Origin of the sequence: Kitasatospora sp. NPDC048715 (genome assembly GCF_043198905.1) — a bacterium.
GTDB lineage: Bacteria > Actinomycetota > Actinomycetes > Streptomycetales > Streptomycetaceae > Kitasatospora > Kitasatospora lactacystinica.
In genome coordinates, this window is sequence record NZ_JBICVH010000003.1 from 233,055 (window position 1) to 250,945 (window position 17,891).

Annotated in this window: 16 protein-coding genes; 10 read left to right on the forward strand and 6 right to left on the reverse strand. The window is 74.9% G+C overall.

Going from position 1 to position 17,891, the window contains the following annotated elements; all coding sequences use genetic code 11:
- Window positions 1-135: 135 nt before the first annotated feature.
- Window positions 136-1,062, reverse strand: coding sequence for a methylenetetrahydrofolate reductase [NAD(P)H] (metF, locus tag ACGFSC_RS07700; protein ID WP_359897307.1), 927 nt, complete (start codon window positions 1,060-1,062; stop codon window positions 136-138).
- 255 nt (window positions 1,063-1,317) lie between these two features.
- On the opposite strand from metF, the gene ACGFSC_RS07705 reads away from it, so the two are divergent.
- A complete protein-coding gene (locus ACGFSC_RS07705; RefSeq protein ID WP_359897309.1) occupies window positions 1,318-1,638 on the forward strand; it encodes a cation transporter in 321 nt (106 codons plus the stop codon).
- Between the two features lie 112 nt (window positions 1,639-1,750).
- The gene (locus ACGFSC_RS07710; RefSeq protein ID WP_380355567.1) at window positions 1,751-2,032 is read left to right on the forward strand and encodes a metal-sensitive transcriptional regulator; all 282 of its coding nucleotides are present in this window, start codon (window positions 1,751-1,753) and stop codon (window positions 2,030-2,032) included.
- Between the two features lie 167 nt (window positions 2,033-2,199).
- On the opposite strand, the gene ACGFSC_RS07715 is transcribed toward ACGFSC_RS07710, so the two are convergent.
- Together ACGFSC_RS07715 and ACGFSC_RS07720 are read right to left on the reverse strand one after the other, a co-directional pair.
- The gene (locus tag ACGFSC_RS07715) at window positions 2,200-2,742 is read right to left on the reverse strand and encodes an MOSC domain-containing protein (RefSeq protein ID WP_359897312.1); all 543 of its coding nucleotides are present in this window, start codon (window positions 2,740-2,742) and stop codon (window positions 2,200-2,202) included.
- A 60-nt stretch (window positions 2,743-2,802) separates the two neighbouring features.
- Entirely contained in the window at window positions 2,803-3,411 is a 609-nt protein-coding gene (locus ACGFSC_RS07720; protein WP_359897313.1) for a TetR/AcrR family transcriptional regulator, read from the reverse strand.
- Between the two features lie 102 nt (window positions 3,412-3,513).
- On the opposite strand from ACGFSC_RS07720, the gene ACGFSC_RS07725 reads away from it, so the two are divergent.
- On the forward strand, window positions 3,514-5,142 hold the full coding sequence (locus ACGFSC_RS07725; protein ID WP_359897315.1) for an FAD-dependent monooxygenase: 1,629 nt from the start codon (window positions 3,514-3,516) through the stop codon (window positions 5,140-5,142).
- On the opposite strand, the gene ACGFSC_RS07730 is transcribed toward ACGFSC_RS07725, so the two are convergent.
- Window positions 5,124-5,618 (reverse strand): DUF4345 domain-containing protein, encoded by a 495-nt coding sequence (locus ACGFSC_RS07730; RefSeq protein ID WP_359897316.1) that lies wholly within the window; start codon window positions 5,616-5,618, stop codon window positions 5,124-5,126. The two genes, ACGFSC_RS07725 and ACGFSC_RS07730, sit on opposite strands and share 19 nt — an antisense overlap.
- A gap of 101 nt (window positions 5,619-5,719) precedes the next feature.
- On the opposite strand from ACGFSC_RS07730, the gene ACGFSC_RS07735 reads away from it, so the two are divergent.
- Together ACGFSC_RS07735 and ACGFSC_RS07740 are read left to right on the forward strand one after the other, a co-directional pair.
- The gene (locus ACGFSC_RS07735; RefSeq protein WP_359897318.1) at window positions 5,720-6,358 is read left to right on the forward strand and encodes a helix-turn-helix domain-containing protein; all 639 of its coding nucleotides are present in this window, start codon (window positions 5,720-5,722) and stop codon (window positions 6,356-6,358) included.
- A 102-nt stretch (window positions 6,359-6,460) separates the two neighbouring features.
- A complete protein-coding gene (locus tag ACGFSC_RS07740) occupies window positions 6,461-7,711 on the forward strand; it encodes a cytochrome P450 (RefSeq protein ID WP_359897319.1) in 1,251 nt (416 codons plus the stop codon).
- A gap of 161 nt (window positions 7,712-7,872) precedes the next feature.
- Here the strand turns inward: ACGFSC_RS07740 and ACGFSC_RS07745 are convergent, their stop codons facing one another.
- Window positions 7,873-9,090 carry a Dyp-type peroxidase gene (locus ACGFSC_RS07745; protein ID WP_359897321.1) on the reverse strand — a complete coding sequence of 406 codons (1,218 nt, stop codon included), beginning with the start codon at window positions 9,088-9,090 and terminating at the stop codon, window positions 7,873-7,875.
- A 31-nt stretch (window positions 9,091-9,121) separates the two neighbouring features.
- Between ACGFSC_RS07745 and ACGFSC_RS07750 the strand changes: the two genes are divergently transcribed.
- The 4 genes from ACGFSC_RS07750 to ACGFSC_RS07765 all read left to right on the forward strand — a co-directional run bounded on the left by ACGFSC_RS07750 (window position 9,122) and on the right by ACGFSC_RS07765 (window position 14,068).
- The gene (locus ACGFSC_RS07750) at window positions 9,122-10,483 is read left to right on the forward strand and encodes a right-handed parallel beta-helix repeat-containing protein (RefSeq protein ID WP_359897322.1); all 1,362 of its coding nucleotides are present in this window, start codon (window positions 9,122-9,124) and stop codon (window positions 10,481-10,483) included.
- A 282-nt stretch (window positions 10,484-10,765) separates the two neighbouring features.
- Window positions 10,766-12,076 carry an MFS transporter gene (locus tag ACGFSC_RS07755; protein WP_359897325.1) on the forward strand — a complete coding sequence of 437 codons (1,311 nt, stop codon included), beginning with the start codon at window positions 10,766-10,768 and terminating at the stop codon, window positions 12,074-12,076.
- 127 nt (window positions 12,077-12,203) lie between these two features.
- The gene (locus ACGFSC_RS07760; RefSeq protein ID WP_359897327.1) at window positions 12,204-12,839 is read left to right on the forward strand and encodes a hypothetical protein; all 636 of its coding nucleotides are present in this window, start codon (window positions 12,204-12,206) and stop codon (window positions 12,837-12,839) included.
- A 500-nt stretch (window positions 12,840-13,339) separates the two neighbouring features.
- The gene (locus tag ACGFSC_RS07765; RefSeq protein WP_359897329.1) at window positions 13,340-14,068 is read left to right on the forward strand and encodes a DUF4097 family beta strand repeat-containing protein; all 729 of its coding nucleotides are present in this window, start codon (window positions 13,340-13,342) and stop codon (window positions 14,066-14,068) included.
- Between the two features lie 218 nt (window positions 14,069-14,286).
- Here ACGFSC_RS07765 and ACGFSC_RS07770 read toward each other — a convergent pair whose 3' ends face one another.
- A complete protein-coding gene (locus ACGFSC_RS07770; RefSeq protein WP_359897331.1) occupies window positions 14,287-14,481 on the reverse strand; it encodes a hypothetical protein in 195 nt (64 codons plus the stop codon).
- A 547-nt stretch (window positions 14,482-15,028) separates the two neighbouring features.
- On the opposite strand from ACGFSC_RS07770, the gene ACGFSC_RS07775 reads away from it, so the two are divergent.
- Window positions 15,029-17,827 carry an AAA family ATPase gene (locus tag ACGFSC_RS07775; protein ID WP_359897333.1) on the forward strand — a complete coding sequence of 933 codons (2,799 nt, stop codon included), beginning with the start codon at window positions 15,029-15,031 and terminating at the stop codon, window positions 17,825-17,827.
- Window positions 17,828-17,891 lie beyond the last annotated feature (64 nt).

Below are 17,891 nucleotides of genomic sequence, written 5' to 3' on the forward strand. Positions count from 1 at the left end.
CCGGCCTCGCACGGGTGGAGTCCAGCGGGGTGGCCGGGCCGGTTCTCACCGGCCCGGCCGCCCATGACCGCCAACGGCAAGGGGCTCCCCGCGGCCGCCGGCCTCGCGGAACGGATCTGCGGGGGGAGTTCGGGGTCAGGCGGGGGTGGCGGCCAGGGGGCGGGCCGTCGGGTCGAGGTTGCGGTGGATCTCCAGTGCGGCGGTGGAGCGGTTCAGGGTGATGTAGTGCAGGCCGGGGGCTCCCTCGCGGAGGAGGCGCTCGGCCATCCGGGTGGCGTGGTCGACGCCGATGCGGTGGGCCGCCGCGCGGTCGCCGCGGGCCGCTTCCAGTCGCCGCGCCAGGCCGGCCGGGAAGGACGCGCCGCTGAGCTCGGCGAAGCGGCTGATCTGGCGCACGTCGGTGGCGGGCATGATCTCGGGGATGACCGGGGTGTCGCAGCCCGCCGCGGCCAGCCGGTCGCGCAGCCGCAGGTAGTGCTCGACCTCGAAGAACATCTGGGTGACGGCGTAGTCGGCGCCGGCGCGGCACTTGGCGACGAAGTGCCGGATGTCGCCGTCCCAGTCCGCCGAGCGCGGGTGGCGTTCCGGGAAGGCGGCCACGCCGACGGTGAACGCGCCGCATTCCTTGACCAGTTGGACCAGCTCGGCCGCGTACCGCAGGCCCTGCGGGTGCGGCTGCCAGGCGCCGTTGGGGTTGCCCGGCGGGTCGCCGCGCAGGGCGAGGACGTCGCGGATGCCGGCGTCCGCGTAGCGCCGCAGGACGGCCTGGAGTTCGGCGGTGGAGTGGCCGACGGCGGTCAGGTGGGCCACCGGGCGCAGGGTGGTCTGCGCGGCGATCAGCTCGGTGGTGCCGATGGTGCGGTCGCGCGAGGAGCCGCCGGCGCCGTAGGTGACCGAGACGAAGGTCGGCGCGACCGCCTCCACCCGCCGGATCGCCGCCCACAGGGCGCGTTCACCGGCCTCGTCCTTGGCGGGGAAGAACTCGAAGGAGTAGGTCCGCTCGCCGGCCGCGAGGATCTCGCGCAGGCCGCGCGGGGCGGCGGGCCGGGTGCTCTGGTCCATGGGGTTCACCTCTGGTGGTGGTGTCGGTCGTCCGGGGATGCGAGGCAGCTCCCCCACCTTGCCCGGGCACCCGCAACAGGACTGTCACAGAGCCGTGTTGAGGCCCGCGCCGCGCCGGACAGCACTGCGCCGGCCGGACGGGAGGTGCCGCGGCGAACCCTCTTCATTACCCTAGGGGGGTATGGTATGTTCACCAGCGAAGCAGCCGCCCGGACAGCCCGGCCGGCGCCGGACATCCACGACAGGAGCACACCCATGAGCGAGACCACCGTCACCGTCGAGTCCGCCGCCACCGAGACCTCCTCCTGCTGCGGCTCGTGCGGCACCGGTGCCGGCGCGGCCCCGGCCGCCGAGTCCGCCCGGACCTCGGTCTTCCAGGTGAAGGGCATGACCTGCGGCCACTGCGTCACCTCGGTGACCGCCGAGTTGAAGAAGCTCGACGGCGTCGACGACGTCGCCGTGGACCTCGCCACCGGCACGGTCACCGTCGGCAGCACCCGGTCGCTCGCCGACTCCGAGGTGGCCGCCGCCGTCGACGAGGCCGGCTACGAGCTGGTCGGCCGCGTCCAGGGCTGACCCGCGGACGTCGGCCCGGGCGGGCACCACCCCGCCCGTCCGGGCCGACTCCCCCTACCGCGCCGCCGGTAGAGTGTGGGCACGCCTCACCGCACAGGAACCGGAGACGGCCATGGCCAGCTACAGCTCCCACAAGGACGACTTCCTCAAGCGGCTCCGCCGCATCGAGGGCCAGATCCGTGGTCTTCAGCGCATGGTCGAGCAGGACACCTACTGCATCGATGTCCTGACCCAGGTCTCCGCCGCCAGTCGCGCCCTCCAGTCCTTCGCCCTCCAACTCCTCGACGAGCACATCGAATGCTGCGTCCGGGACGCCATCGCCGAGGGCGGCCAGGAGGCGGGCACCAAGATCCGCGAGGCCAATCAGGCCATCGCCCGTCTGGTCAGGTCCTGACCTTCGTCAGCGACGCAGGCTCCACCCCGGCTCCCGGCCGCTCACGCGCCGGGAGCCGTCGCCGTTACGGGGTGGGGGTATGCCCGACGGCCATCCGGCTTGTGGAGATGCCGACTTGGGGGATCAACCGGGTCGTCGATCGATGACGCCCCGACACCCCGACGCCCTCAGACCCGGTCGAGCGGGCGGTGCGGGCCGCCGGGCAGCTCGACCGCGACGGTGTCGCCGGGCCGGACCGGGCCGCCGGTGCGGACGATGCCCATGATTCCGGCGCGGCGCACGATCGTGCCGTCCTCGGCGCGGCCGACGACCTGCTTGAGCAGGCCGGGCCGGTAGGCGTCGATCTGGGCGCACGGGTTGCGCAGGCCGGTGATCTCCACCGCCGCCTCCGGGCCGATCCGCAGCACGGCGCCGACCGGCAGGCCGAGCAGGTCCACGCCCTCGGTGGTGATGTTCTCGCCGAGCGCGCCCGGTGCCACGTCGAAGCCCGACTCGCCGAGTTCGGTGAGCAGTTCGCGGTGGATCAGGTGGACCTGGCGCAGGTTGGGCAGGGTCGGGTCCTGGGCGACGCGGGAGCGGTGCCTGACCGTCACCCCGGCGTGCACGTCGCCCTCGACGCCGAGTCCGGCGAGCAGCGTGATGCCGTCCCGGTTCGGCTTGGTGAACGAGTACTCGGCGTTGCTGCTGACCGCCACCACGGTGCCGCTCATGTTCCGGGCTCCCTTCACGGATGTTCGTTCGATCGACGCTGAGGCACGGCCACCGCGCGGTCAACCCTCCGAGGGTGCCCGCAGCAGCGGCAGCACGACCTCGTCCAGGATCTCCTCCACCACCCGGTCCGGCGCCACCGTCCCGCCCGTCAGGAAGGCGTCGCGCAGCAGGTCGAGCGGGAGCGAGACGACCCTCGGGGTGATCCGGCCGGGGTTGATCTCGCCCCGGCCGGCGGCTCTGCGCAGCATCGTCTCCAGGGTGTTCACCGGGCCGTCGGAGGTCAGCGAGCCGGTGAAGCGGGCCCGGAGTTCCGGGTCGCGGAGCAGGTCGACCAGGAAGGCGTGCACGGCCTCGCCCGGCAGGTCGTCGAAGCGGTGCAGCAGGCTGCGCATGAAGAGCAGCATGTCGGCGCGCAACTCGCCGGTGTCCGGCGGTTCCTGGAAGTCCGGGGCGTTGCGGCCGAGGGCGGCGATGACCAGGGCGGGGCGGTTCGGCCAGCGTCGGTAGAGCACCGGTTTGCTGGTCCGGGCACGGGCGGCGACGCCGTCCATGGTGAGCCGGTCGTAGCCGTGCTCGACGAGTTCGCCCCAGACGGCGTCCAGGATCGCCCGTTCCAGTTCGTCGCCGCGCCGCCGCACCGGCTTGCCCTGCTCCACGGGTTTCCGCACCCACCCCTCGTAGATACGTTGCGTTTCTTGTGGGCCCGAGTCTACAGTCGGAAGCAGGAAACGCGCCGTATCTTATGGCCGGACGGCCGAGGGGGATCCGTCATGCGCACCGTTCACAGCACTCGCCCCGCCCACACCGACCGTGCGACCGAGGTCCTGGTGGTCGGCGCCGGCCCGGTGGGCCTCGCGCTCGCCGTCGGCCTGGCCCGCGCCGGGGTCTCCTGCCGCGTCGTCGAGCGGGAGCCGGGCTTCCGCGACCGGGGCGTGCGCGGCAAGGGGATCACCCCGCGCACGCTGGAGGTCTTCCACGACCTCGGCGTCGCGGACGCGATCCTCGACCGGGGCACGCTCAACCTCAAGGTCCGCACCTACGAGGGCGACCGGATCGTCGGGGAGGTCGACCCGGCGCCCACCAACCGCCCGACCCCCGACCGCCCGTACAACGGCATGCTGCTGCTCGCCCAGCACCACACCGAGGCCGTGCTGCGCGAGCGGCTCGCCGGGTACGGCGTCACCGTCGAGACCGGCACCGAGCTGGTCGGCCACACCCAGGACGCGGACGGCGTGCTCGCCACCCTCCGCCGCGACGGCCGCACCGAGCAGCTGGGCGCCCGCTTCCTCGTCGGCTGCGACGGCGGCCGCAGCACCGTCCGCAAACTGGCCGGCATCCCCTTCCTCGGCGAGACCTGGGACGAGGAACGCTTCCTGATGGCCACCCTGGACGTGGACGGCCTGGACGCCGACCGCATGCACCTGTGGAACCACCCCCGACTGGGGGTCGGCGCCCTGGTGCTGGTCCCGATGCGCGAGGACGACACCTGGGCCGCGCACGTCCTCGTCGAACCGGACGGGCACGGCGAGCTGCCGGCCCCGACCCCGGAGACCTTCCGCCGGCTGTTCGCCGAACGGGCCGGCCTGCCCGGGGTCCGGCTGCACGAGCCGACCTGGTCCACCGTCTGGCGGCCGACGGTCCGGATGGTCGAGCGCTACCGCGACGGCCGGGTGTTCCTCGCCGGGGACGCCGCGCACTGCCACTCTGCGGCGGGCGGCCAGGGCATGAACACCGGCATCCAGGACGCGCACAACCTGAGCTGGAAGCTGGCCGCCGTGCTGCGCGGCGCCCCCGAGGCACTGCTGGACAGCTACCAGGCCGAGCGGCTGCCGGTCGCCGCCGCCGTCCTGGCCGCCACCTCCGCCCAGCACCGCAGGCTGTTCAGCGCCGACGGCGCCCGCGCCCTCACCGACCAGTTCCGCACCATGTCCAACGCGGCGGGGGCCGACTTCACCGGGCTGTCGGTCGGCTACCGGGGCGGGCCTCTCGGCCGCGACCTCGACGACACCACCGGCATCCGGGCCGGCGACCGCGCCCCCGACGCGCCCTGCACCACCGCCGACGGCACGCCGACCCGGCTCTTCGACCTGTTCCGCGGCCCGCGCCTCACCCTGCTGACGGTCGGCGAGCACCCGGCCCTGGCCGCCGGCTCCACCCCGTCCGTCCCGTCCGACCCGTCGGACCCGTCGGACCCGTCGGACCCGTTCGATCCGCCCGCCCTCCCGGGCCTGCGCCGGGCCGCCGTGCTCGATCCCGACGGCCACGTCGCCCGGGCGTACGGGCTCCGCGGCGACGCCGTCGTGCTGGTCCGCCCGGACGGCTACGTCTCGCTGACCGGCGCCACCGTCGACCGGGCCACCCTCGCCGCCCACCTGGCGGACTACGCCCCGGTGGGCTGAGCCCCGCCCCGGGCCCGTTCGTCGACCCCGGCTCCGGCCCCGCTGCCGCCCCCGCCCCGGGCCCGTTCGTCGGCGTCGGCGTCGGCGTCGGCGTCGGCGTCGGCGTCGGCGTCGGCGTCGGCGAGCCACAAGTACACCGGTGCGAGCCCGAGTTCGATCGCCATCAGCACCAGCTGGAACCAGTGCGGCCGGCCGTCCACCACGATCGACAGCACCCGCGCGAGGCCGCCCAGCAGGAGCACCGCCGCCAGCCACCGGACCGTCCCGGCGGGCACCGGCGCCTGCCGGGCGGCCCGGATCCAGGCGACGCCGTACCCGGCGAAGACCGCGCCCATGAAGCGGCCGAAGCTGCCGACCGTCGGACCGGCGTCCGCGATCCCGGGCATCGCGTCGTTTCCCAGCAGGATGTGGAGGAACCCGATCGCCACGCAGGCGATCCCCATCGTCCACGTGAGCACCCGTAACGCCTTGGCCATGACCCACCCACCCGTCAGAGGTCTGGTTGACACGTGTCTACCAACCGTGCCGCACCAAGCTAGCGCCGACAAGTAGACATGTGTCAAGTAGCCTGGCCCGCATGCCAGTCCACGAACGACGCCGTCGGCTCTCCCTCGCCGAGCGACGCGCCCAGCTGCTCTCCGTCGGCGCCCGGATGTTCGCCGAACGGCCGTACGAGGAGGTGCTGATGGAGGAGGTCGCCGAGCGGGCCGGAGTCTCCCGCGCGCTGCTGTACCGGCACTTCGCGAGCAAGCACGACCTCTTCGCGGCGGTCTACCGGGAGGCCGCCGACGGCCTGCTCGCCAAGACCCGCTTCGACCCGGCCGACACCCTGATCGAGCAGCTGGTCGAGGGCATGGACGCCCACCTGGACTACTTCATCGCCAACCGGCACGCCGTGCTCACGGCCAACCGGGTGCTGGCCGGGGACCAGGTGATCCAGACGATCATCGCCGAGGAGCTCGACGCCCTGCGCGGCCGGCTGCTCGGCGTCCTCCCGCTCGCGGACGAGCGGGCGCGGCAGGCGGTGTCACAGGTCCTGCGCAGCTGGCTGGTGTTCGTCCGGGTGCTGGTCATCGACTGGCTGACCGAGGAGACCTGCACCCGCACCGAACTGCGGGACGCCTGCATCGGTGCCGTACTGGGCGCCCTCCGGCCGCTGCTGCCCACCGATCCGGCACCCGACCGGGGGCACCGAGGGCATATCATCGGGGCGTAACGGGAGAAGCACCGCAAGCGTCCAATTGCCTATGAATATATGACAATTACGCGCTTCGACTCCCCTCGACCAGCCGGACCTCCGAACCCCGCGAAGGGACCCATGGACTCCGTCGCAGCCGACCCCCGGACCACCCTCCCCCCACTCCACCGGCTCCCCCTCACCCCTGCCCAGCCGCCCCACCCCACCACCCTCCCGGACGGCACCCCCGCGTGGCTGATCACCCGCTACCACGACGTCCGGCAGGTCCTCGGCGACCCCCGGGTCACCCGGGCCGACCTGCATGACGTCGGCACCGCGGGTGCCACCGCCGACGTGGCCGCCAACCCGGCGTCCCTGTTCAACCAGGACGGGCCCGCCCACCGCCGGCTGCGCGGCACCGCCCAACGGGCCTTCACCCCGCGCGCCATCGCCGGCTGGCAGCCCTGGGTCGCCGCCGCCGTCCAGCAGTCCGTGGACCGGCTGGTCGCCGCCGGCCCGCCGGCCGACCTCGTCCCCGCGTTCGCCCGGCCGGTGCCGTTCGCCGTCACCACCCGGCTGATGGGGCTCGACGGGGACGGGCCCGACCACCTGGACGAGGAGCGGCTGCACCGCTGGACGCTCGCCCTGCTCGCCCAGGGCGAGGACGAGGGCGGGAACCAGAGCTCGGCCGATCTCCAGGCCGAGGACCGACGCGGCACCGAGACCGGTCACGACGACACCCTCGCCGAATTCGGCGCCTTCATGGGCGAGTTGGTCGCCCGCCGGCGCCGCGAGCCCGGTGACGACCTGGTCAGCCGGCTGGTCCGGGCCGCGGACCAGGACGGCGGCGTCCCCGAGGAGTCCCTCGTCTTCCTGGTCGCCGGGCTCACCGCCAGCGGCAACGAGAGCGTCGCCGGGGCCCTCGCCAACGCCCTGGTCTACGTGCTCGGCGAACGCCCCGAGCACTGGCCGCGCCTCGCCGACCCGGCCATCGCCGAGCGCACCGCCGAACGCCTGCTGCACTACATCCCGCTCGGCGACGACGAGGCCACCATCCGCCGCACCACCGCGCCGATCGAGGTCGGTGACGTCACCATCCCGGCCGGCTCGGTCGTCGCCGTCAGCCTCGGCAGCGCCAACCGCGACCCGGCCGTCCATCCCGAGGGCCTCGACGCCGACCTCGGCCTCCCGCTCGCCGCCCCCACCCTCGCCTTCAGCGCCGGACCGCACTACTGCATCGGCGCCTGGCGGGTCCGGCTGGAGATGCGCGAGTCCCTGCACCGCCTCGCAACCGCGCTGCCCGGCCTGCGCCTCACCGTCCCGGTCGCGGACCTCGCCTGGCAACTCGGCGGCACCACCCGGAGCCCGGCCCGCCTCCCGGTGGACTGGTAGCCGCGTCCGGGAGCGCGGTCGGCGCCCCGCTCGGCGTCAACAGTCGGGCAGGGCGCTCGGTCACCGCTCCCGGCGCCGCTCGACGCACTCGGCGTCGCCGCGCCGGTGCTCATGTTCCCGCCGGACAGCGGCTGTTCCTCCGCACCGTTCACCCGAACAGCTCATCCGAACAGCCCGTCCCCCAGCGTCCCGCCCTCGGGCGCGCCCGGCAGCACGTAGGCCACCGCCGAGGCCGTGTGCTCGACGAAGGCGTTGAGGGCGTCGCGGGCGGCCAGCCGGTTCTGGACCCGGGTGAACTGGGCCGGGTCGCGCATGAAGGCGCAGAACAGCAGGCCGCGGTCGCCCGGGCCGTCGTCGTAGCTGTAGCCGCGCCGCAGCATCCGGGCGCCGCCGTCCAGCCGGGGACTGGAGAGGCGGACGTGCGCGGTGGCCGGGATGACGTACGAGCCGTCCGGGTTCTTGGTGTAGATGTCCGGCTCGTCGTGCTCCGCCGTGCCGGTGAGCGGGGCGCCGTCGCCGGCCCGGCGGCCCATCACCTGCTCCTGGCGGTCCCCGGGGAGGGCGGCGAAGGCGGCGGTGTCCATCCGGATCCGGCGGTAGACCAGCGTCGTCCCGTGCTCGTACGGTCCCGGCGGACCCCAGACCCACTGCCCGCTGTCCGTACCGTCCGGGTTCGCCGTGCCGTCCTTGAAGCCGAACAGGTTGCGCGGGGTGGCGCCCCCGGTCGTCCGGGCCAGGAAGCCGGACTGCGTCCAGCGCACCGTCGCGCCGGCCGCCCGGGCCGCATCGCCCACGTGCTCGGCGACCACGGACAGCGGCCAGCGGTCCACCGCGCACAGCTGGACCACCAGGTCGCCGCCGCCGCGCGCCGGGTCGAGCCGGTCCCCGGGGAAGGCGGGCAGCTCGGTCAGCAGGGCCGGCGGAACGTTCAGCCCCAACCGGGCGGCGAGGCCCGGCCCGACCCCCACCAGGCTGCTGAGCCCGGCCGGCCGGCCGTCCCGCAGCCGCGCGTCCGCCGGGCTGGCGCCCGCCGCCTCGGCCAGCACCCGGGTCAGCCCGCCGAGCAGGCCGCGCAGGGCGGCCCGCCCGTCCGAGGTCGCGGCGGGCGCCAGGTCGAGGGCCAGCAGCTGGGTGGCCGGCTGCTGCGGGGCCGTCACCCCGGCCTGCCGTTCGCCGTGGAAGGGTTCGGCGGACGGCTCCGGCGCCGCTGCCGGCCGGCCGGGGTCCGCCCGGCCGTCGCCGCCGCCCAGGGCCAACGCCGCGGCCCCGGCACCGAGTCCGGCGGCCGCCACCGCCCCGCCCGTGATCAGGGCCCTCCGACCCACACCGGTCCTGACGGTCGGTGTCCGGTCCTGCGCCTTTCCGGCTTCGGCATGCATGGGCGACATTGGAGACGATAGAACACGCCGTATGCAACTTTTGACCACCCGTCACCCCGGTCCGACCGAAGCACCCCCACGCGGGGCCCGAACCGTCAGGCGTCTGCCCGCGCTGCTCGCCGCCGCCGTCCTCGCCCTCGCCGGCTGCTCCTCGGGCGGCTCGGCCTCCTCCGACGCCAAGCACCCGGACGGCACGGTCATCCGGGTCCCGCAGCACTTCCCGACCGTCCAGCAGGCCGTCGACGTGGCCCGCGAGGGGGACACCGTGCTGGTCGACCCGGGCACCTACCGGGAGAGCGTGCGCCTCACCAAGCCCAAGATCGTGCTGCGCGGCACCGACCGCAACACCGTGGTCCTGGACGGCGGCCTGCGGCTGGTCAACGGCATCACCGTCTCCGGCCCCGGCTCGGTGGTGGAGAACCTCACCGTCCACGGCTACCTCGCCAACGGCGTGCTGTTCACCGGCGTCACCGACGAGAAGCTGCAGCAGCACGGCGCCGGCGGCTCCGCCTACGACCCGCTGGACACCGTCCGCTTCCCGCCCGTCCAGGGCTTCCGCGCCAGCAACGTCACCGCGTACAACAACGGCCTGTACGGCATCTACGCCTTCGACGCCCGCGGCGGAGTCATCGAGGACTCGTACGCCTCCGGGGGCGCCGACTCCGGCATCTACGTCGGCCAGTGCAAGCCCTGCGACACCCTGGTGCGGGGCAACACCGTCGAGCGCAACGCCGTCGGCATCGAGATCACCAACGCCTCCGACAACCTCACCGTCGTCGGCAACCTGGTCCGCGGCAACCGGGTCGGCGTCACCCTCAACTCCAACGACCTCGAAGCCCTCGCCCCGCAGCACGGCGCGGTGATCGCGGGCAACGTCGTCACCGACAACAACGCCACCGACACCCCCCAACAGGCCGACGGCGCCTACGGCATCGGCATCGGGATCGGCGGCGGCACCGTCAACCAGGTGCAGCGCAACCTGGTCCGGGGCAACCGCGCGGCCGGGATCCTCGTCACCGACCCGCCCGGGCACCCGGCGAGCGGCAACCGCGTCGAGGACAACCGGGCCACCGGCAACGGCACCGACCTGGTGCTCGCCTCCGTCGATCCGGGCAACTGCTTCACCGGCAACCAGCCGGCCGTCCAGAGCCCGGACGGCCTGGAGGGCCTGGCGGGCTGCGCCGTCCAGGGCCGCGGCGCCCCGCCCCTCGGCCGGACCAGCCCGGTCCAGTCGCCGCCCGGCATCCCGTTCAGCCAGGTCCCGGCCCCGCCGGCCCAGCCGTCGCTGCCGGACCCGACCGCGCCCGGCCGCCCGGCGACCGACCTCCCGGGCCCGGTCGACCCCGGCGCCTACCCGCTGCCGGAGGCCGCGGACGCCGTGCCGAAGCACTGACCCCGGGCGCGACCGGGGGCGCGGGCGCTCGCGTCGCCCCGCCCGTGCCCGCCACGCCCCGCCCCGGCCGGGCGGGGCAGGCGGGCGGGGCGAGCGGGCAGGCGGGCGGGGCGAGCGGGCAGGCGGGCGGCCGGGAATCCGGCCGGATCCACCGAAGCCCACCGGACACTCCGGACACCGGCGGATGACCCCGACACCCTTCCCGACACGGACAGTTCGGGACACCTCAGGCAGTTCGGAAACCGCCCGAACGGCCCTCCGCGGACATGACATACTGCGTCGGTGACCTCAGCCGACCTGGCCGCGAAGCCCTCGAAAAGCCGTCCTCAACTGGGCCGGAAGTTCCACCTGCTGTGGTCCGCGTCGGCGATCTCCTCGGTCGGCGACGGCATGCGGGACTCCGCCCTGCCGCTGCTGGCGGTGGCCGTCTCCGACTCCCCCGGCGCGGTCTCCGTGGTCTCCGTCGCCGCGTCCCTGCCCTTCCTGCTGATGTCCCTGTACGGCGGAGTGCTCGCCGACCGGGCCGACCGGCGACGGCTGATGTGGACGATCGACGCGGCGCGCGCCGCCGTCGTCCTGGGCTTCGCCTGCTGGATCTTCGTCGCCGACCCGCCGCTGGTCGCGCTCGCCGCACTGGCCTTCCTGCTCGGCTGCGGCGAGACGGTCTTCTCCAACGCCGCCACCTCGGCCGTCCCCGAGCTGGTCCGCCCCGACCAGCTCGACGCCGCCAACGGCCGGATGCAGGCCAACATGCTCGTCGGCGGCAACCTGATCGGCCCGCTGCTCGGCTCGGCGCTGTTCGCCGTGGCCGCCGCGGCCCCCTTCACGGTGGACGGCGTGTCCTTCGCGCTCGCCGCCGTCCTGGTCGCCGCCACCGGCCGCTCCACCGCGCCGCGCACCCGGGCCGACCGCCGCCCGGTGCTCACCGAGATCCGCGAGGGCGTCGACTGGCTGCTCCGCCACCGCGACGTGCGGATGCTCGCCGTGCTCTCCACCCTCGGCGCGCTCGCCTGCTTCATGGGCACCACCATGATGGTCCTGATGGTCACCAGGGTCATCCACGCACCCGCCGCCGCCTACGGCATCGTCCTCGCGGCCGGCGCCATCGGCGGCACCACCGCGAGCACGCTGGCCGGCCGGCTCAGCCGGCTGCTCGGCCGGGGCACCCGGATCGCCCTCGCCTTCCTGCTGATGGGCGTCTCGCTGATCCTGATGGGCCTGAGCACCTCGGTGGCCGAAGTGGCCGTGCTGTACGGCGTGGTCGGCTTCGGGATCGTCACCTGGAACATCCAGGCGATCTCGCTGCGCCAGCAGGCCGTGCCGAAGGAGCTGCTCGGCCGGGTCAACAGCTGCTACATGCTGCTGAGCCGCCTCGGCATCATGGCCGGCGCCGCCCTCAGCGGCTGGATCGCCTCCGCCGTCGGCATCCGCACCCCGCTGCTGATCGGCGGCGGCCTGCTGCTCGCCCTGCTGGTCGCGGTGCTGCTCCTGCTCCCGCGGATGGCCGCGCTGGAGGCCGTCCCGGCGGGCGCCGCGTCGAACTCCGGCGCCGGCGTCGAGGCCGGGTCCAGGTCCGGGTCCGAGGCCGAGTAACCCCGGTGCCGGAAGGGCGGCTTTCGCGTCCTCCCACTCAACGGCCCCTGCCGGCCGGTATGGTGACCCGAGGGGTGGCGCCGGGAAGACTGGTCGGTGCACAGCACCGCATGCCCTGAGGAGAGCCGTGAACGCCAACCACCCCACCGCCGCGGACCGGTCGACCGCCTCCGACTCCCCCCACTCCCCCGATTTCTCCGCTGCCTCCGCTGCCTCCGCTGCCTCCGCTGCCTCCCGCGCCGAAGCGCCGCCCGTCGGCCTCGGCCCCCTGGTGCGGATCGACGGCGGCTGGTTCATCGGCGACCACGAGAGCACGGCGCACCTCGCCGTCCTCCCCGGGGGATTCGAGCACCGCGTCGCCGGGCGGGATCCGTTCCTGGTGCCGTGGGACCGCCTGATGAGCCTGCAACTCGGGTTCACCCGCGGCCGGTTCCCCAGCACGCCGGTCGGCGGCCTCCTGAACTCGTACGACGGCGCGATCGGCGCCCACGGCTCCTGCCTCAGCGCCATGGTCCGGCACCCCTACGACCTGTGGCGGCCCCGGTTCGTCCACCACGGGTGGTGGTACCCGGCGCCCGAGCTCACGGTGCTGCGCCAACTGCTGGGGGACATCGTCGACCTCGGCCACGTCGAACGTCTCGGTGACGATGCCTGGCTGACCTCGGCCGTCGAGGAACTGGCGGCGGACCGCCACCTCCGGAAGTGGCGGACCGGAAAGGCCGTCATGGAAGGCGTGAAGGAGATCATCACCCGCGGGGCGTGACCTTCGCCCGGAGCCCCGGACTCCCCATGGACAGGTCAATCCGTTGTCCGTAGAATTCTTCTGACAGGTCGACAGATCGGGGCGGCCGTGACGGCGCAGCCCCGGTCGGCCCGTACCGGGTGATGCGGCAAGGCCGCAGCCCCCGACGCCGAGCCGGGCGCCGGATCGCTCCCCCGTCGATCCGGCGCCCCTCCGCCCGAATGTCGCGCGCAGGGCACGTCGCACCACCGACCGGGACCGTGATCTCGCCGCCGCCTCCGAGGGCCTCTTCTCTCTTCCTGCGAACGTCGCGCTTGCCTCGGGCGCCGCTTCCGTCAGGCCTCGCCCTGCGCCGGTTCGCCGGTGGTCCGCGGGCGCCCGGCGTCCCCGAGGTGGGGGAACTCCCCAGCCGGGGACGGGGGTTAGCCCCATGGTCGATGGCTTTCGCACCGGGATAGCGTCGTCGGGTCCGCCCCGCGACGGGGCCCGTTCAGGAACGTCCTCCAGATCTGGGGAATGACATGCGCCAGCAGTACGGCCGTCTCGCGTCCTTCGTCGTCCTCGCGGCCGCCGTGGGCGGTCTCGGTGCCTGCGGGTTGGCTCCCGACAACAACTTCGACGACGACGCCGCGGTGAGCGGGACGATCACCGCGGTGAAGCTCGACACCACCTCCGGCGGCGTGACCCTGCGCGGCAGGGACGGCCTCGACACGGTCTCCGTGCACCGGTCGGTCAGCTACAAGAACGACAAGCCGGGCGCGACCAGTCGGGTCGAGAACGGCGTGCTGGTGCTCGGCGGCTGCGGCCAGCACTGCTCGGTCACCTACACCGTCGACGTCCCCGCGGGGCTGCCGGTCAGCGGCCGGACCTCCACCGGCGCGGTCAGCCTCTCCCGGGTGGGCGCCGTGCAGGTCTCCACCCACTCCGGGGCGGTCGACCTGGACGGGGTGAACGGCAGCACCGAGGTGAAGACCACCAACGGCGCCATCACCGGGCGCGGACTGAACGGCGACGGCATCCGGGCCGAGACCCACAACGGCACGATCGACATCACCTCGACCAGGCCGCAGGACGTCTCCGCGTCGACCTCCAACGGCGCCATCACCCTGCTCGTGCCGGCCGCCACGTACAAGGTGTCCGCGAAGAGCGACAACGGCCACCAGGACATCGGGGTCTCCGACGACCCGTCCGGCCGGTACCGGCTCACCCTGAGCACCAGCAACGGGCACATCACGGTCAAGCAGGCCTGACGATCCCCGCGGCGCGCTGCCGCCCGGCGGTCGGCCTGGCGGCAGCGGCCCGCCGGCGGTCCCGGCGAATCCGGTGGGGCTCCGATCCTCGTCGCGAGGAGGCCCCTTCGTACGAGGTCGACAGCAGCGGTATATCGAGCCGCCCGCCGGCGCTCCGCGGCCTCGGAGCCGGGCCGTCCGCTCGGTCCGGCGCCCCGGCCGGCCGTCGGCCACCGGGGTCACAGGCCCAGGTCGACGGCCAGGCAGTTGTAGAAGTTCCAGGAGCTCTCGGGGTTGTACGCGTCGTTCGCCGCGCCGCCCGGGCCGCCCGCCGCCTCCTCGGTCATGTCCTCGAAGCGGATGCGCTCGGGAAGGGTGCCGTAGCGGGCGTGCCGCGCCTCGGCGGCGGGGTCGCCCGCGGGCTGCTTGCTCATGGCCACTCTCCTGACCGGCGGTCACGGACGGCGCCCGCACGGCGCCGGGGACGACCTTCAGGGTGCACCGTACATCGTCACCCGTCAAGACGGTGATGACATCTGGGGCAAAACACCCGCGCCTCACACGTGCCTGGCCGATTCCGCACTCCCGACACCTTGTTGAAGATGCAGGGATCCGCCCCCGCCCCATTTCCAACCTCTCTCCAGCGTCCATGAGTTACCGGGTGGTCCCGGCGTGACGACGCGGCGCGGCCTCCCCTTGGGCGCCGCACCCTTTTCCGCCCTTCGGGCGTCACCATCTTGACAGGTGACGATCGGGCGCGGCAGTCTCATCACCCGTCAGGGCAGTGATGGCTTCGGTGCTGCCGACCGCCCCTTGCGGGGCCGCCGCCCGCGCCACCGCCCACTGACGGCCCGCCCCGCACCCGCCCCGCACCCGCCGCCCGGCACCGTCACCCGGCGGTGCCGGGCACGGGCCTGCGCAGGGGCCGGCCGCGGGGCGCGACGCGCCGGACGGACCGACAGGAAGGGGACGCGGGGCCACGTGGAACCGACCAACGGGAGGATCGTCGGCCGCGAGCACGAGCAGCGGGTGCTGTCCGGATTCGTGACGGCCGCCGAGGGCCGTTCCCTCGTGCTGCGGGGCGACGCCGGTGTCGGCAGGAGCACCCTGCTGGAGCACGCCGCCGGGCTCGCCGCCGACCGGAACCACCGGGTGATCAGGGCGTGCGGCGCGGAGGCCGAACGGGAGCTGCCGTTCGCGGGCCTGCACCAGTTGCTGCACCCGCTGCTGGTCGACCTCGGCCGGCTGGACGACGTCGACCGGGCGGCCCTCGACGTCGTGTTCGGCCGCGGCGGAGGCCCGTCGCCCTCGGTCATGGCCCTCGGCGTCGCCGTCCTCGGCCTGCTCTCCCGCGCGGCGTCCCGGCAGCCCCTGCTGCTGGTGCTCGACGACGGCCAGTGGCTCGACGGCCCCAGCACCGAGGTGTGCGGGTTCGTCGGGCGGCGCCTGACCGTGAGCCCGGTGAAGCTGCTGGTCGGGCTGCGCTCCGACGTGCCCTGCGACTTCGACCGGGCCGCGCTGCCGCCGCTGCCGGTCGGCGCGCTGTCGGGGCCGGCCTCGGAGCAGCTCCTGACCCTGCGCCATCCCGGCCTGGACCCCCGGATCCGGCGGCTGGTCCTGGACGAGGCCAGGGGGAACCCGCTGGCCCTGGTGGAACTGCCGCCGCAGGTCCTGCGCACGGCCCCCGCGCTGCCCGACGGCCGGGCGGCGGGCGGCCGGCCGGAGCTGCCGGGGTGCGCGGGCGTCCCGCTGCCCCGCCGGCTGCGGCACGTGTACGGCGCCCGGATCGGCGCGCTCGGCGAGGCCGTCCGCGCGGAGCTGCTGCGCGGAGCCCTGGACGGCGTCGCCGCGGGCGCGGTGCCCGGCCGCACCCTCCGCTCGCACTACCGGATGACGGGCGCCGAGGCGGCGGCGGACAGCGGGCTGCTGGACGTCGACCCGTTCAGCGGCGAGTTCGTCTTCCGGCACCCCCTGGTGCGGTCGACGGTCGTCCAGCTGGCGACTCCCGGTGAGCGGCGTTCGGCGCACGCCGTGCTCGCCCGGGTGCACCGCGAGGACCCGGAACGGCGCGCCCTGCACCTGGCGGCCTCGACGGTCGGCCCGGACGAGGCGGTCGCGGCCGCGCTGGAGAGCGCCGCCGGCTCGATCACCCGGCGCGGCGGGGCGGTGGCCGCGGTGACCTGGCTGACCCGGGCCGCGGAGCTGAGCGGGAGCCGCGCGGAGCGGTCCCGGCGGCTGGGCGACGCGGCCTTCGTGGCCGGTCACGCCGGCTTGCTGGACCGGGCGCGGCAGCTGGCGCGCTGCGACGGCGCGTCCGGCGCGGGCGCCTCCCCGGCCTCGGTGCTCGTGTCGGCGTACGGCGCGCTCCACGAGGACGGGGACGTCCGGTCCGCACGGCGCCAGGTCCTCGCCGCGATCGAGGGGATCCGGGACAGCGGTGGGCACGAGCCGACCGAGGCGCTCACCCGGCTGGTCGACCTGCTCCTGACCGTGAACCGGTACGCCGCCGACGAGACCGGGTGGGAGCGGACCCACGAACTCCTCGCCTCCCTGGGCGACCTGGTGCCACCGACCTCCCGCCTCTGCCAGGACGCCTGGAGCGACGTGGTCCGGCGCGGCGCCGGGGTGCGGGAGCGGGTGGAGCGCGCGTTCGCCGGCCCGGACACACCGCAGCCCTGGGAGCTGGCCCGGCTGTCGGTCGCCGCCCACCACGTGGACGCCCTCGGCCGGTTCCGGCCGCACCTGCGGCGCGGCGTCGAGCGCGAGCTGCGGACCGGGGCCGCCACGGCCGGTCTGACCATGCTGCACCTGATCATGCTCGACCAGCTGGCCGCCGGGGAGTGGGACGAGGCCGAGCGGACCGGGGAGCGCGGCCTGGAACTGGCCGCCGCCCACCAGCACCCGCTGTTCGCCCAGCAGACCCGCGCGCACCTCGGCCTGCTGGCCGCGATGCGCGGCCGGGCCGACCGCGCGCGGGAGCTCCGGGCCGACGTCGACGCCTGGGCCCGCCCCCGCGGCGTCGGCCTCCTCACCCAGCTCGCCGACGCCGTCGGCGCCGCCGCCGCCCTCGCGGCCGGCGACTACGAATCCGCCTACCTGCACGCCACCGCCATCACGCCGCCCGGCTCCTTCGCGCCCTGCGCGCAGCAGGCCTCCCGGACGCTGCTCGACCTGGTCGAGGCGGCCCTGCACACCGGCCGCCGCGAGGAGGCCCGCCGGCACGCGCTGGCCGCCCGGGAGGCCGGCCTGCCCGACCTCTCCCCGCGCCTGGCCCTGGTCACGTACGGCGCGCTCGCCATGACCGCCGCCGACCCGGCGGAGGCCGCCGAGTGGCGCCGCCGCGCCGAGGGCCACCCGGCGGCCGGCGCCTTCCCGTTCGAGCTCGCCCGGATCCGCCTCGCCCACGGCGTCCGGCTGCGCCAGGCCCGGGGGCGGAAGGCCGCACGGTCGTCGCTGACCTCGGCCGCGGAGGCGTTCGAGCGGCTCGGCGCGGCCGGCTGGGCCGAGCGGGCCCGGGCCGAACTGCACGCCACCGGCGCCTGCCCGCCGGCCTCCCCGGCCCACGGCGCGGCCCGTGTCGCGGCCCTGACCTGGCAGGAGCGCCGGATCGCGGACCTCGCCGCGGGCGGTCTGACCAACAAGGAGATCGGCCTGCGCACGCGGCTGTCCCCGCGCACCGTCGGCTCCCACCTCTACCGGGCGTTCCCCAAGCTCGGGATCACCTCCCGCGCCGCCCTGCGCGACGCCCTCGACCGGATGCCCGCCGCCCCGGACGCGTGACCCCGCCGTACGGCGGCTGTCCCGGCCACCCGCCTTGGATCGTCACCACCTTGACAGGTGACGG

What these genes read in the sequence shown, in the direction of transcription:
- ACGFSC_RS07715 (WP_359897312.1), bottom strand. Translation starts at nt 2,742, where the DNA reads ATGAGCGGCACCGTGGTGGCGGTCAGCAGCAACGCCGAGTACTCGTTC.
- ACGFSC_RS07710 (WP_380355567.1), top strand. Translation starts at nt 1,751, where the DNA reads ATGGCCAGCTACAGCTCCCACAAGGACGACTTCCTCAAGCGGCTCCGC.
- ACGFSC_RS07750 (WP_359897322.1), top strand. Translation starts at nt 9,122, where the DNA reads ATGCAACTTTTGACCACCCGTCACCCCGGTCCGACCGAAGCACCCCCA.
- ACGFSC_RS07770 (WP_359897331.1), bottom strand. Translation starts at nt 14,481, where the DNA reads ATGAGCAAGCAGCCCGCGGGCGACCCCGCCGCCGAGGCGCGGCACGCC.
- ACGFSC_RS07740 (WP_359897319.1), top strand. Translation starts at nt 6,461, where the DNA reads ATGGACTCCGTCGCAGCCGACCCCCGGACCACCCTCCCCCCACTCCAC.
- ACGFSC_RS07730 (WP_359897316.1), bottom strand. Translation starts at nt 5,618, where the DNA reads ATGGCCAAGGCGTTACGGGTGCTCACGTGGACGATGGGGATCGCCTGC.
- metF (WP_359897307.1), bottom strand. Translation starts at nt 1,062, where the DNA reads ATGGACCAGAGCACCCGGCCCGCCGCCCCGCGCGGCCTGCGCGAGATC.
- ACGFSC_RS07765 (WP_359897329.1), top strand. Translation starts at nt 13,340, where the DNA reads ATGCGCCAGCAGTACGGCCGTCTCGCGTCCTTCGTCGTCCTCGCGGCC.
- ACGFSC_RS07745 (WP_359897321.1), bottom strand. Translation starts at nt 9,090, where the DNA reads ATGCATGCCGAAGCCGGAAAGGCGCAGGACCGGACACCGACCGTCAGG.
- ACGFSC_RS07705 (WP_359897309.1), top strand. Translation starts at nt 1,318, where the DNA reads ATGAGCGAGACCACCGTCACCGTCGAGTCCGCCGCCACCGAGACCTCC.
- ACGFSC_RS07725 (WP_359897315.1), top strand. Translation starts at nt 3,514, where the DNA reads ATGCGCACCGTTCACAGCACTCGCCCCGCCCACACCGACCGTGCGACC.
- ACGFSC_RS07735 (WP_359897318.1), top strand. Translation starts at nt 5,720, where the DNA reads ATGCCAGTCCACGAACGACGCCGTCGGCTCTCCCTCGCCGAGCGACGC.